Source organism: uncultured Helicobacter sp., from assembly GCF_937906905.1.
In the GTDB taxonomy this organism is placed as follows: Bacteria; Campylobacterota; Campylobacteria; order Campylobacterales; family Helicobacteraceae; genus Helicobacter_B.
The window spans coordinates 16,310-29,948 of the sequence record NZ_CALERY010000005.1; the positions used below are offsets into that span (position 1 = coordinate 16,310).

Consider the following 13,639-nt stretch of genomic DNA (forward strand, 5'->3'; position numbering starts at 1 on the left):
CGCGCGATTTTACAATTTTTAATCTTTTATTTATCTTAGATTCCAAGGATTCTAGGATTCTAAGCTCTTCGCCTTGACGACGAAGTTTTTGTTTTTATATAAGCCTGTGCCCACAGGAATCATTCTGCCTAGCACGACATTTTCCTTCAAGTCCTCTAGGAAATCTTTTTTTGCTGCGATACTTGCTTCTGTGAGAACTTTGGTTGTCTCTTGGAACGAAGCAGCCGAAATGATAGAATCACTGCTGATAGCTGCTCTTGTAATACCAAGTAGCACAAGCTCTGCAATTGCAGGTTCGCCACCGAGTTTCATAATACGCTCATTTTCTTCCTTAAAATGACGCTTGCTGACAAGGTCGTTTTCGATAAATCTCGTATTGCCCGGATCGATAATGCGCACTTGGCGTAGCATTTGCGAGACAATAACTTCAATATGTTTATCAGCAATATTGACACCTTGCCCTCGATATACTTGTTGCACCTCATTGACAATAAAGCGTAGCAGCTCTTTCTCTCCGCCAATACGCAGGATATCATGGCTAGAGGTTACGCCATCTGTGAGCGCTTCACCCGCATGGACAAACTCATCACTATGCACCAAAATGCGCTTACTTTTATCGACGAGATATTCATTGACCCGTCCATCTTGTGCTGTGATGATAATGCGATCTTTATTGCGGACAGATTTGCCAAAACTCACTACTCCATCGATATCTGAGAGAACCGCAGCATATTTTGGCTTGCGTGCTTCAAAGAGCTCCGAAACGCGTGGCAGACCTCCGGTGATGTCGCGAGATTTCGCCACTGCTTTTGGTGTTTTGGCAAGTTCATCAGCTTTAGCTACTTTCGCTCCCTCGACAATCTCCGCAGCAATCGTCGTATTTGGCTCAAGTCCATAGCGTCTTATTTCCTTGCTATTTTTGATAATGAGGCTTGGCTTGAGTCCTGATGGGATATAATCGTTGATTTTGAGTTTTTTCTTACCATCAGTTTTATCTTCCTGCTCTGTCGCAGTGATACCCAAAATAATATCCTCAAATGACACCTCACCATCAATGTCGCTAATGGTAATTGTGTTATAAGAATCCCATGTCGCAATGAGATTATGCGCAGAATCTACTGGCTCTGCGATAAGTGTATCTGCCTCTACCTCGCTATTATCGGCTACTAGGATTCTTGAGTCTCTTGCGATATAGTGCCTAGTGGCTTCGCGATCATGCGCATCGGCGATTACAGCAAAAATCCCTTTTTCTTGGACAATGTCGCCTTTTTTGAAATCATGCACACGCTCGAGATGATCGCCCTCTAGGAGGTAATATTTGACCACACCTCTTTCTTTAGAGTAGATCTTTTGGCAAATTGGTGCATTATCCTGCGCGATAATCTCGCTCGCATATGGAATTCGATTTGGCACATTCCAGCCATCTTTCACGATATCGACAATACTACCACCTTTAGCAACCTTGTAACCACTTTCATGAGCGATGTAGAGCTTGCCTTCAAGCCGCCCACTCACACCGGCAAGCTCATTTTGTTTCGCGACATCACTTTTGCGGATAGCGTATTTTTTCTCCTGCTTGCTGTTTTTGACCATGATGATAATCTCATCATGTGCTGTTTCTATATGCAGTGTCCCATCAAATGGTGCTTTAATCTTTGGTTCAACAACAAGCACAGCTGCATTTCTGCGGTTGATGACGATATTTTTGCCCTCTTTATTTTTGTAGGTTTTGATATTGTGATAGCGGATAAACCCTTCTTTTTCTGCTCGGATTTCCTTTTCTTCTTGGGTTCTACTTGCAGTCCCACCCACATGGAATGTTCGTAGCGTAAGCTGGGTCCCAGGCTCACCGATAGATTGTGCTGCGATTACACCAACTGCCTCGCCAGGTCGCACCATTTTACCCTCACCCAAGTTGATTCCGTAGCATTTAGCACACACACCCTTGGGTGCTTTACAGGTAACAGAATTGCGTATGACAACAGATTTGACATTGGCTTCAACAATTCTCCTGGCTGCTTTTTCATCAATCAAAGTCTCGGCACTAAAGAGCACTTCATTGGTAATTGGGTCAATAACATCTGCTGCAAGCACGCGACCAAACACGCGCTCTTCCAAAGATTCTAATAGCTCGGAGCCATCGATAATATCGCTAATCTCAAGACCCTCGTGCGTGCCGCAGTCTTCGATAGAGATTTTGGCATTTTGGCTAACATCAATCAGCTTTCTTGTGAGATATCCAGCATTCGCAGTTTTGAGTGCCGTGTCTGCTAGACCCTTCCTTGCGCCGTGCGTAGAATTAAAATACTCCAGCACATTCAAGCCCTCTTTGAAGTTGGATACAATTGGCGTCTCGATGATCGTGCCATCTGGTTTTGCCATAAGACCGCGCATAGCAGAGAGCTGGCGAATCTGCGCTGCACTACCTCTCGCCCCAGAATCCGCCATCATATAGATAGAGTTGAAGCCATCTTTATCCTGTGCGATAATGGTTGCCATTTTGTCGCTTAGCTGCTTGCTCGCCTCTGTCCAGTAGTCAATCGTCTTATTGTAGCGTTCAGCCTCTGTCATCGCACCATGCTCGAAGTCGTCTTGGAGCTTGCGCACTTTGGCTTGTGCTTGAGCGATAATTTCGCCCTTGTCCTCTGGTATGATAATGTCTGCAGCCGAGATAGAAATCCCAGCCTTTGTTGCATAAGTGAATCCTAAGTCTTTTAGGTCATCCAAAAATGCTGCTGTAACACCTGTCCCAGCTTCTTTATAGACATAATCAACAAGTGTGCCAATGTCTTTTTTCTTTAGGACTTTGTTCCACAAATCTGTGGGCACAAAATCTGGCAAAATCGATCGCAAAATCATTCGTCCAGCAGTCGTCGTGATAGGATAGCGATTGATAACGGTTTGAATCTTAGCATTGATATCAAGCTCTCCTGCTTCAATAGCAATCATAATCTGGTGAATGTCGCTAAATAGCTTGTGCTCGCCTTTAACACCCCTTCGCTCAAGTGATAGATAATAGAGTCCAAGCACCATATCTTGGCTTGGCACAGCGACAGCTTTACCACTGGCTGGGAGCAAGATATTCATAGAGCTTAACATGAGCACTTTGCACTCTGTAATGGCTTCTTGGCTTAGTGGCACATGGATTGCCATCTGGTCCCCGTCAAAGTCCGCGTTGAATGCAGAACATACAAGCGGATGAAGCTGAATCGCTTTGCCATCAATGAGCTTTGGGTGGAATGCCTGAATAGACTGCTTATGTAGCGTAGGAGCGCGGTTTAGCAGCACCGGATAGCCCTCGACAATTTCTTGCAGACATTCCCACACTTCATTTGTTTTTTGCTCGATCATTTTTTTGGCTTGTTTAAGCGTGCTGGCATAGCCTTTTTCTTCTAGGCGAGCAAGTAGGTGTGGTTTAAATAGCTCAAGTGCCATACCTTTGGGTAGCCCACACTGATCCATGCGCAAGTTTGGACCCACAACAATAACGCTTCGTCCCGAGAAATCCACACGCTTACCAAGTAGATTCTGGCGGAATCGTCCTTGCTTACCTTTGATGATCTCAGAGAGCGATTTAAGCGGTCGTTTGTTTGCGCCTTTTACCGCATTGCTTGCATTTCGTCCATTATCAAATAGCGCATCGACTGCTTCCTGAAGCATGCGTTTTTCATTGCGGACAATAATCTCTGGCGCATCAATATCCATAAGGCGTTTTAATCGTTGATTGCGGTTAATAACACGACGATAAAGATCATTAACATCGCTCACGGCAAATTTCCCACCATCAAGCGCTACAAGCGGTCGTAAATCCGGCGGTAACACCGGGAGAACAGTAAGCATCATCCACTCTGGACGATTACCAGAATTCATGAAGTTTTCCACGACTTTGAGGCGTTTGACAATGCTTTTTTTCTTCGCTTCTGAATTTGTGGCTTTGATCTCTTCACGCAATGTTGTAAGCAATGCGGCAAGATCTAAGTTTTCTAATAGCTCTTTTACAGCCTCGCCACCCATTTGTGCGACAAAACCTCTGTCATCAAAGCGCTGACTGATATTTTGATATTGCTCTTCGTTTAACACATCGTATTTCATTACAGGCTTGGTTGATTCATTATCATAGAATGCTTCACCTGGCTCTTTGACGATATATGCCTCATAATACAACACGCGCTCAAGATCTTTCATCTTCACGCCTAGTAATGTCCCAACCCTGCTTGGCAATGAATTGACATACCATGTGTGTGCTACTGGGGTTACAAGCTCGATATGCCCCATTCTGGATCGGCGCACCTTGGAGCTCGTAACTTCGACACCACATTTTTCGCACACCATACCCTTGTATCGAGGCTTTTTGTATTTACCGCATAGGCACTCATAATCACGCACTGGTCCAAAGATTTTAGTGCAGAAAAGCCCATCGCGCTCTGGCTTTAGTGTGCGATAGTTGATTGTCTCTGGCTTTTTGACCTCGCCTCTACTCCATGAGCGAATCTTCTCTGGACTAGCGAGCACAAGCTGGAATGAGCTAAAATCCTTTGGTCGGTTATCTTCTTTGATCTCAAGAGCTTTTGGATTTCCATTCTCATCAAGCGTGCCATCAAACACATTGGCATCAAGCGCTAAAGCCTGGAGTTCTTTGATAAGCACATAGAATGTCTCTGGAATCTCAGATTCTCCCACTGGCTCACCTTTGGTGATAGAGCGATAAGCATTTTCTCGTCCCACAATATCATCGGATTTGAGTGTGAGCATTTCTTTGAGTGTATGTGCTGCACCATAGGCTTCTAGCGCCCACACTTCCATCTCCCCAAATCTTTGCCCACCAAATAGTGCTTTCCCACCCACTGGCTGCTTGGTAATAATACTATAAGGACCAGTGCTTCTAGCATGAACCTTCTCATCGACAAGATGGTGAAGCTTAAGCATATACATATAGCCCACATTGACCTTCTCGCGGATTTTCTCACCTGTCCTACCATCATAAAGCTCGACCTTACCATCCATGTCGATTTTTGCTTCTTCAAAAAGCTTATTAAACTTCTCTTGCGTTACACCCTCAAACACCGGGATAGCAAACTTAACTCCATTGCTCCAGTCTCGGGCATAGTCGAGTAGCTCTGTATCCTTGCAGGCTTTAATAAACTCAAGCATACCAGAATCTTTGTCATTAGTAAGCTCGGCAATTTTTATCATTTTTTCCCGTAGCTGCTGGATAAAATCTGCAGACTGACTATCAAGAATGGCATGTAGTTGCTCGCCCAGTCTTTTCCCGACAAGCCCCAAATGCACTTCCAGAATCTGCCCGATATTCATACGGCTTGGCACACCTAGCGGATTTAGGATAATATCAATAGGCTCGCCATCAGCAGTATAGGGCATATCGACCATAGGCACAATTGTGCTCACGATACCTTTGTTCCCATGTCGTCCAGCCATTTTATCGCCGACTTTAAGCTTGCGTTTTGTGGCAATATAAATTTTGACCTGTTTAACTACACCGCTTGGGAGAATATCGTCTTTTTCTAAAACAGAGAGCTTCTCCTCATGCTCTTCGCCGAGATTCTTCTTTTGCTCTAGGAAATTTGCTTTGATTTTTTCATATTTAGTTTGCACGCTCTTAGCATAGCTTTTGATGAGCGTATTTAGAGCAAAGCGATTGATTTTTGCAATTTCACCTTTTGGAACTTTTTGCCCTTTTTTATATTTCTTGTTATTGATTGTGGCGTCTGCGCTAAGCTCTTCTTTGGCAAGCATGCTACCAACGCGAAGAAGCTCTTCTTTATTAAGCATAGTAAGCCGATCGTGGTGCTCGATATCAAGTGCGGACTTTTCCTGTTCATATGCGCTTATCGCCCTGGAATCTTTCTCATAGCCTTTTTTTGTAAAGATTTTTACATCTATGACTGTCCCCTCGAGCGAAGGTGGGCAATAAAGCGATTTATTTACGACATGTCCAGCCTTTTCGCCAAAAATCGCGCGAAGCAATCGTTCCTCGGCACTTGGTTTAACCTCGCCTTTTGGAGAGACTTTTCCTACGAGAATCATTCCAGCACTCACATATGTCCCAATTTTCACAATTCCACTTTCATCAAGGTGTGTGATATCTTCCTCATGGACACCTGGAATATCAGCTGTTATCTCCTCTGTGCCATGCTTCAGTTCCCGTGCTTCAATCTCTTTCTCATAGATATGCACTGAAGTAAATGCGTCCTCCTTGATGAGACGCTCACTCACAACAATCGCGTCCTCGAAGTTATATCCATTCCATGGCATGAACGCTACGCGTATGTTTTTTCCAAGAGCTAGCTCGCCCATATCCATGCTCGCGCCATCTGCGATGATCTGTCCCGCTTGCACAATGTCGCCTTGCTTGACAATAGGGTGCTGCGCGAAGCATGTGTTTTGATTGGTGCGGAGATTTTTTTGCAATGAATATCCATCAATATACGCACCATTAGAATCCTCGCCTAGAATGTAGATGTTTTTTGCATCCACTTTTTCTACAACACCACTGCGAGTCGCTTTAACGGCTTCCCAAGAGTCGCGCGCAATAATCTGCTCAATCCCTGTTCCTACAAGCGGCGCATCGGGCTTAAGCAGTGGGACGGCTTGGCGTTGCATGTTTGAACCCATAAGGGCGCGGTTAGCATCATCGTGTTCGAGGAATGGAATCAAGCTCGCAGCAACGCCTACAAGCATGCGAGGGCTCAAGTCGATATACTCGACTTCTTCAGATTTGTGTAATGCAATCTCTCCACCGCACCGAGCCTCGATGAGTCCATCGGCGATTTTATTATTAGAATCTAGCTTCGTGCTCGCTGGAGCAATTACCTTGCCATCTTCTTGTGTGGCGGTTAGATATACGATTTCATCAGTTACTTTACCATTGACTACTTTTCTGTATGGCGCTTCAATAAAGCCCAGATCATTTACGAGTGTAAATGTCGCAATTGTGTTGATAAGCCCAATATTCTGCCCCTCTGGAGTCTCGATAGGGCAGATTCTACCATAATGCGTAGGATGCACATCACGCGCTTCGAACCCCACACGCTCTTTGACAAGTCCGCCCTCACCAAGCGCCGAGAGCCTGCGTTTATGTGTGATTTCTGAGAGTGGGTTGGTTTGATCCATAAACTGAGAAAGCTGCCCGCCTGTGAAAAACTCCATGATGGTGCTGGTAATCATTTTGGCATTGATTAGGTCATGTGGCATCACTGTATCAAATGTCCCACTCATTGTTGTGAGTTTATCTTTGATAGCCTTTTGCATTTTCACAAGCCCTGCATGCAGCTCATTTGCCAGAAGCTCTCCTATGGCGCGGATTCTGCGGTTACCAAGATTGTCTCGATCATCAATTTTTTCATCACCATTGGCGACTTTCATGAGATAGCGAGTCGTCTCGATAATATCCTCATGTGTAAGCACGGTAACATAGTTTGGCACACAAAGACCAAGCTTATGATTCATTTTCATTCGACCTACACGAGTTAGATCGTATGACTCCGCGTCAAAAAACAATCGGCGCACAAACTGCTTGGCTGCTTCTTTCGTCACAGGCTCTCCAGGGCGCATTACTTTATAGATTCTAATTGCAGCAAGATCATTCTCATCATCTAACTTCTCTGTCTGGCGTAGAATTTTTAGGGATTCTGTCTCAGCAATAAAAGAATTGATAATCGAAGTATCTACGCCATTTGCCAAGTCATTAACAATCACGATTTCTTTAACTTTTAGTTCGTTGAGCTTTTTGATTTTGGATTCATCAAGCTGGGATAGGGTATCTAACAAGATTTCACCTGTTTTTTTATCTACAACTGGCTCAAACAAATAGCGACTTGCCAGAGTTTCAGCGGGATATTCAATCCAGTCAAGCCCATTATCCTTTAGCTCCTTGGCTTTTCTGCTGCTTAAACGCTTGCCAGAAGCCACAATAAGCTTACCATTGATATCTCTAATATCAAATTCGACCTTACCTTCAAAATCTGTTGGATTAAATTGGATAAGGAATTTGCCTTTTTCAAGCTTTATCTTAAGAAGGGGATAGAACATCTTAAGAATATCAACTTTGCTATACCCTAATGCCCTAAAAAACACCGTAGCTGGGACTTTTCTGCGTTTGTTAATTCTCACAAATAGCGTATCTTTAGAATCATATTCGAAATACAGCCAAGAGCCACGATCTGGGATAATCTGCCCCATATATGTTATTTTAGCTGCTGCATTTTTATTGTCATTTTGCTTAAATATAACACCTGGACTTCTGTGTAGCTGATTTACTACAACACGCTCGACACCATTGATGATAAAAGATGTGCGATCTGTCATTAACGGAATCTCGCGAACAAAAATACTTTGCTCTTTGATATCTTTTGGTGCTAGTCTTTCGCCTTTTTCATCTTTCTCCCATTGAATAAGCTGGACTTTGATTTTGAGCGGTATGGCATAGGTGATACCACGCTCCATAGCCTCGCGGATTGTGTATTTTGGCTTGCCATATTCGCAGCCGATATATTCAAGTGTGATACGATTTTGCGCATCTTGGATAGGAAATACAGACTTAAACACTTTCTCAATGCCACTTTCTCTGCCATCTTTTGCATATAAAAAAGAATCATAGCTGTCTCGCTGCAAAAGCAACAAATCAGGGACTTTCAAACCTTGTTGTTGGGAAAAATCGATACGAAGTCTATTTTTTATTTCTTTTTTTGACATAGCAGAATCCTTCAAGAAATATAGTAGAGATAAACACCCTATGAAAATATACTAAATTCCTATACATTTCCATAGAGCGTCTTAAGCAGATGACCCGAGTAGCTTTTAGCACTCGGGCAACTATAGTATGAAAGGTTATTGGGTTATTTAACCTCAACTTTTGCGCCAGCTTCTTCAAGTTTTTTCTTGAATGCTTCAGCGTCTTCTTTATTGACACCTTCTTTAAGTGTGTGTGGTGTTTTTTCTGTAGCATCTTTTGCTTCTTTCAAGCCAAGCCCTGTGATTTCTCGCACAACTTTAATGACATTGATTTTGTTTGCACCAGCATCTACAAGAATCACATTAAAGTCAGTTTTTTCCTCGGCAGCAGCCCCAGCACCACCAGCCGCAACTGCACCAGCAACAACTGTGGGCGCCGCACTTACGCCAAACTTCTCTTCAAAAGCTTTCACAAGCTCAGAAAGTTCTAAAACAGAAAGACCGCCAATATATTCCAACACATCTTCTTTTGTGATAGCCATTTTACACTCCTAAGTTCTAAATATGTTCGCTTAGTGTCAAGCACCTACGCATTTTGCTCTTTTTCTTTTCGCAGATTATCCAAGCCTGTCGCAAAATAGCGAGCTGGAGCTGTCCAAACAGACAAAAGCATACCAATGAGCTCATCTTTGCTGGGTAGCTTGGAAACAGAGATAACATGGTTCGCATCCACTTGTTGCCCATCAAAACTCCCTGTCTTGATAATGAATTTTTCAGGGTTGGCTTCAGCAAACTTCACTGCAACTTTAGCAATCGAAATCTGGTCTTCACCCCAGATGAAGATATTTGTATCTTTAATATCCAAATCAGGCATACCAGAATCTTTTAGTGCGATCCGGGCTAAAGTATTTTTAATCACTTTTACCTTGATCCCAAATTGCCTTGCGTTGCAGCGTAACTGCTCCAGATCCTTGACGCTAATGCCTTTATAATCACACACAAGCAGAGCTTGTGCCGATTTAAAATCTTGCGCAAGAAACTGGACAATCTCTTGTTTTTGAGTTCTAGTCATCTTTCCTCCTTTCAGACAAAACTTACACAAGGTTGTATAATTAAGCTTGCGCCCTTGTGGTCATCAGTCTAAGATAAAACCCTACTTCACATCCATAAGAATCTGCGTATCGAGCCTAACAGCTGGCGACATAGTCAGGGACAAAGCACCACCTCGAATAAATTTTCCCTTTGCACTAGAGGGCTTTAGTCTATTGATGGTTTTTACTAGTTCAAGCATATTGTCTTTTATTTTGTTTTCAGGAAAACTTGCTTTTCCTATTGGTGCATGGATATTCCCCTTTTTATCAACACGAAAATTAACTTGACCACTCTTCGCGTTTGAGACAGCCTTACTAACATCCATGGTTACAGTGCCTGTTTTTGGGTTTGGCATCAGTCCCTTTGGTCCCAGGATTCTGCCTACTTTACCCACAAGTGCCATCATGTCAGGTGTTGCAATCACGATGTCAAAATTGATATTACCATTTTTGATTTCTTCAGCTAAATCATCATTGCCAACAACATCGGCACCGGCTTGTTTTGCCTCATCGGCTTTGGTTCCCTTGGCAAATACGGCAACACGAACCTTTTTACCTGTTCCATGTGGCAATACAACGGCACCACGAATCATCTGGTCTGCGTGTCTTGGATCGACACCGAGTCTCAAAGCCAGTTCCACGGTTTCATCGAATTTTGCTGACGCAAGAGACTTTACGGCACTAATTCCAGAATCTATATCGTAGAATCTATCATTGTCAATTTTCTCAATCAGGCTTTGGATTCTCTTTGTTGTTTTACTTTTCATCTCTGCTTTTCTCCATTTCACTATTCTACGATTTCTATACCCATGCTTCTAGCAGAACCAGCTACAATTTTTTTCGCAGCCTCCACATCATTAGCATTTAGATCTTCCATTTTTGCTTCAGCAATTTCTTGTAGCTGCTTTGTGGTAAGTTTTCCTACCTTATTCTTCAACGGATTATCAGACCCCTTTCCAATACCAGAAGCCTTTTTGATTAAATCCGTGACAGGTGGTTTTTTTGTGATGAAAGTAAAGCTTTTATCCTGATAAACAGTAATAATAACAGGGATATTAAAATCTCCCATATCCTTTGTTTTTTCATTGAAAGCTTTACAAAATTCCATGATATTGATACCACGCTGACCAAGCGCTGGACCAACGGGTGGAGATGGATTTGCCTTCCCCGCTGGAATTTGAAGCTTCAATTCACCGACTATTTTCTTTGCCATTTTCTACCTTTCTAAGTAAATTAAACAATCTTTTCCACTTGAGAATACAAAATTTCTATCGGCGTATTTCTACCGAAAATGGAAACATTAAGCTTGAGCTTTTTGTGTTCGACATCATATCCTTCAACCGTCGCAGTGAAATTGGCGAAAGGACCCTCATTGATACGAACAACCTCTCCTTGATCAAAAGAAACTTTTGGCTTAGGGGCTGCTCTATTTTGATTTTTCTCTAATATGTGGGCAATATCAGATTCGCTCAACATTGTAGGCTTTTTGCTTTCGCCGATAAAACCACTGACCTTTGGAAGAGACTGGATAGTATGCCAAAGTGATGTATCCAAATCTACATGAATAAATACATAGCCTGGATATATGCTTCTCGCACTTATTTTCTTTGCTCCATTCTTCATCTCATAGATATCTTCTGTTGGGACAATAACTTCCTTGACCCTGTCTTGAAGTCCGTATTCTTGCACGAGAATTTCTATAGCCTTTTTTACAGATTGCTCACTTCCAGAATATGTTTGTATAGCATACCAACCTAACGACATAAATTCTCCTAATCCTTACAAGATTTTAGAAACAGAAGCAAACAAAATAAGATCGACTAGCCCCAAGAACAAAGCAATTACAAACACCACCACAACAACAGATATAAGCGCATTTCGAATCTGCTCTTTCGTAGGAAAAACAACTTTAAATAGTTCTTCTCTCGCTGTTTGATAATAGCCAATTATCTTTTTTAACATTTTTCACCTTATTTGCTAGTGGCAGGTCAGGAGGGACTCGAACCCCCAACAACCGGTTTTGGAGACCGACGCTCTACCATTGGAGCTACTGACCTAAAAAGCTAGAGAGTTCTCTAGCTTTTTAGCTTAACTTCTTTATGAATTGTATGCTTATTAAGCCTAGGACAGAACTTTTTAAGCTCCAGTTTTTCTGTTTTTGTTTTAGCATTCTTTGTCGTGCTGTAGTTGATGTCTCCACACTCCGAACACTTCAAACCGATTTTTATCACATTGCCTTTTGCCATATCGCAGCCTTACTACTTTTACTTAATAATTTTGCTTACGACACCAGCACCAACAGTTCTTCCACCCTCTCGAATAGCGAATTTCGTCCCAAGCTCAAGAGCGATAGGGCTAATAAGCTCAACCGTGATCTTGACATTATCACCAGGCATTACCATTTCAACACCATCTGGTAGCTTGATAGAACCTGTTACATCTGTCGTGCGAACATAGAATTGTGGGCGATAGTTGTTGAAAAACGGAGTGTGGCGACCGCCTTCATCTTTAGATAGGACATAGATTTCACCTTCAAATTCGCTATGTGGAGTAATTGATCCTGGCTTACAGAGAACCATACCTCGCTCGACTTCTTCTTTTTTTGTTCCGCGCAATAGAATCCCTACATTATCCCCGGCTTCACCTTTGTCGAGTTCTTTTCTAAACATCTCAACACCAGTTACGGTTGTTTTTTGTGTGTCGCGGATACCGACGATTTCGACTTCATCACCAACCTTAACAACACCTCTTTCAATTCTTCCTGTTACAACTGTTCCACGCCCAGCGATAGAGAATACATCTTCAACCGGCATAAGGAATGTTTTTTCTGTGTCGCGCTCAGGGGTTGGGATATACTCATCGACTTTCGCCATAAGATCAAGCACTTTTTGACCCCATTCACCGACATTGCCAGCTTTTGCTTCTTCTAGAGCTTTTAGAGCAGATCCGGCTACGATAGGTGTATCATCTCCTGGGAACTCATATGCACTAAGAAGCTCACGCACTTCCATTTCTACTAGATCAAGCAGCTCTTGATCATCAACCATATCTTGTTTATTCAAGAACACAACAATGTAAGGAACGCCTACTTGACGAGAAAGTAGAATATGCTCACGAGTTTGTGGCATAGGACCATCAGCAGCAGATACAACGAGAATCGCGCCGTCCATTTGAGCAGCACCGGTAATCATGTTTTTAACATAGTCGGCGTGCCCTGGGCAATCCACATGCGCATAGTGGCGGTTTTCTGTTTCATACTCGATGTGAGAAGTTGCGATCGTAATCCCTCTTTCTCTTTCTTCTGGCGCATTGTCGATTTTATCGTAATCTTTCATTTCTGCAAGACCTTTTGTCGCCAAAACAGCAGAGATTGCAGCACTTAAAGTTGTTTTCCCGTGATCGACATGCCCAATAGTTCCAATATTGACATGCGGTTTGCTCTTGACAAATTTTTCCTTTGCCATAAAAATCTCCTAAGAATGAATTTAAAGGGCTTTATTATAGCTTTTATTTCTTTACAAAAAATAAAACTACCCACAAAACCGAAAGTATAGAAAAACTGGAGCCCATAAGCGGGATTGAACCGCCGACCTCTTCCTTACCAAGGAAGTGCTCTGCCACTGAGCTATATGGGCACGAAATAAATTGAGAGCGAGATTTGGGTGTGTGTTAATTTCAGCTCCCAGTATGGAGCGGGAAACGGGGCTCGAACCCGCGACCCTCAGCTTGGAAGGCTGATGCTCTAGCCAACTGAGCTATTCCCGCAAATGCTCCTACAATAAACCACATTAAGACAAGTCCTAACAATGGTGGTGAGTCGTGGATTCGAACCACGGAAGACAAAGTCAGCAGATTTA

Annotated in this window: 9 protein-coding genes and 3 tRNA genes; all 12 read right to left on the bottom strand. The window is 42.9% G+C overall.

Annotated elements, in window-relative coordinates:
• Positions 1-51 precede the first annotated feature (51 nt).
• A complete protein-coding gene (locus Q0171_RS02055) occupies positions 52-8,712 on the bottom strand; it encodes a DNA-directed RNA polymerase subunit beta/beta' (protein ID WP_299326145.1) in 8,661 nt (2,886 codons plus the stop codon).
• A 143-nt stretch (positions 8,713-8,855) separates the two neighbouring features.
• Complete coding sequence (rplL, locus tag Q0171_RS02060; protein WP_299326147.1) at positions 8,856-9,233, bottom strand: 50S ribosomal protein L7/L12; 378 nt, start codon at positions 9,231-9,233, stop codon at positions 8,856-8,858.
• Positions 9,234-9,277: 44 nt separating this feature from the next.
• Positions 9,278-9,763 (bottom strand): 50S ribosomal protein L10, encoded by a 486-nt coding sequence (gene rplJ / locus Q0171_RS02065; protein WP_299326149.1) that lies wholly within the window; start codon positions 9,761-9,763, stop codon positions 9,278-9,280.
• A gap of 81 nt (positions 9,764-9,844) precedes the next feature.
• Complete coding sequence (gene rplA / locus Q0171_RS02070) at positions 9,845-10,549, bottom strand: 50S ribosomal protein L1 (RefSeq protein WP_299326151.1); 705 nt, start codon at positions 10,547-10,549, stop codon at positions 9,845-9,847.
• Between the two features lie 20 nt (positions 10,550-10,569).
• Entirely contained in the window at positions 10,570-10,995 is a 426-nt protein-coding gene (rplK, locus tag Q0171_RS02075; protein ID WP_299326153.1) for a 50S ribosomal protein L11, read from the bottom strand.
• A gap of 20 nt (positions 10,996-11,015) precedes the next feature.
• Positions 11,016-11,546 carry a transcription termination/antitermination protein NusG gene (gene nusG, locus Q0171_RS02080; RefSeq protein ID WP_299326156.1) on the bottom strand — a complete coding sequence of 177 codons (531 nt, stop codon included), beginning with the start codon at positions 11,544-11,546 and terminating at the stop codon, positions 11,016-11,018.
• A 15-nt stretch (positions 11,547-11,561) separates the two neighbouring features.
• Positions 11,562-11,744 (bottom strand): preprotein translocase subunit SecE, encoded by a 183-nt coding sequence (gene secE / locus Q0171_RS02085; protein ID WP_299326159.1) that lies wholly within the window; start codon positions 11,742-11,744, stop codon positions 11,562-11,564.
• A 19-nt stretch (positions 11,745-11,763) separates the two neighbouring features.
• Positions 11,764-11,839: transfer RNA gene (locus Q0171_RS02090), tRNA-Trp, on the bottom strand.
• An 18-nt stretch (positions 11,840-11,857) separates the two neighbouring features.
• Positions 11,858-12,028: a 50S ribosomal protein L33 gene (gene rpmG, locus Q0171_RS02095; RefSeq protein ID WP_115012226.1), complete on the bottom strand. Its 171-nt coding sequence runs from the start codon at positions 12,026-12,028 to the stop codon at positions 11,858-11,860.
• 18 nt (positions 12,029-12,046) lie between these two features.
• Positions 12,047-13,246, bottom strand: a complete 1,200-nt coding sequence (tuf, locus tag Q0171_RS02100) for an elongation factor Tu (RefSeq protein WP_299326170.1) — start codon at positions 13,244-13,246, stop codon at positions 12,047-12,049.
• Between the two features lie 96 nt (positions 13,247-13,342).
• A tRNA-Thr gene (locus tag Q0171_RS02105) sits at positions 13,343-13,417 on the bottom strand.
• Between the two features lie 53 nt (positions 13,418-13,470).
• Positions 13,471-13,547 (bottom strand) — tRNA-Gly (locus Q0171_RS02110).
• Between the last annotated feature and the right edge of the window lie 92 nt (positions 13,548-13,639).

Coding starts and splice junctions, on each gene's coding strand:
- Q0171_RS02055 (WP_299326145.1), bottom strand. CDS start 8,712: ATGTCAAAAAAAGAAATAAAAAATAGACTTCGTATCGATTTTTCCCAA.
- rplL (WP_299326147.1), bottom strand. CDS start 9,233: ATGGCTATCACAAAAGAAGATGTGTTGGAATATATTGGCGGTCTTTCT.
- rplJ (WP_299326149.1), bottom strand. CDS start 9,763: ATGACTAGAACTCAAAAACAAGAGATTGTCCAGTTTCTTGCGCAAGAT.
- rplA (WP_299326151.1), bottom strand. CDS start 10,549: ATGAAAAGTAAAACAACAAAGAGAATCCAAAGCCTGATTGAGAAAATT.
- rplK (WP_299326153.1), bottom strand. CDS start 10,995: ATGGCAAAGAAAATAGTCGGTGAATTGAAGCTTCAAATTCCAGCGGGG.
- nusG (WP_299326156.1), bottom strand. CDS start 11,546: ATGTCGTTAGGTTGGTATGCTATACAAACATATTCTGGAAGTGAGCAA.
- secE (WP_299326159.1), bottom strand. CDS start 11,744: ATGTTAAAAAAGATAATTGGCTATTATCAAACAGCGAGAGAAGAACTA.
- rpmG (WP_115012226.1), bottom strand. CDS start 12,028: ATGGCAAAAGGCAATGTGATAAAAATCGGTTTGAAGTGTTCGGAGTGT.
- tuf (WP_299326170.1), bottom strand. CDS start 13,246: ATGGCAAAGGAAAAATTTGTCAAGAGCAAACCGCATGTCAATATTGGA.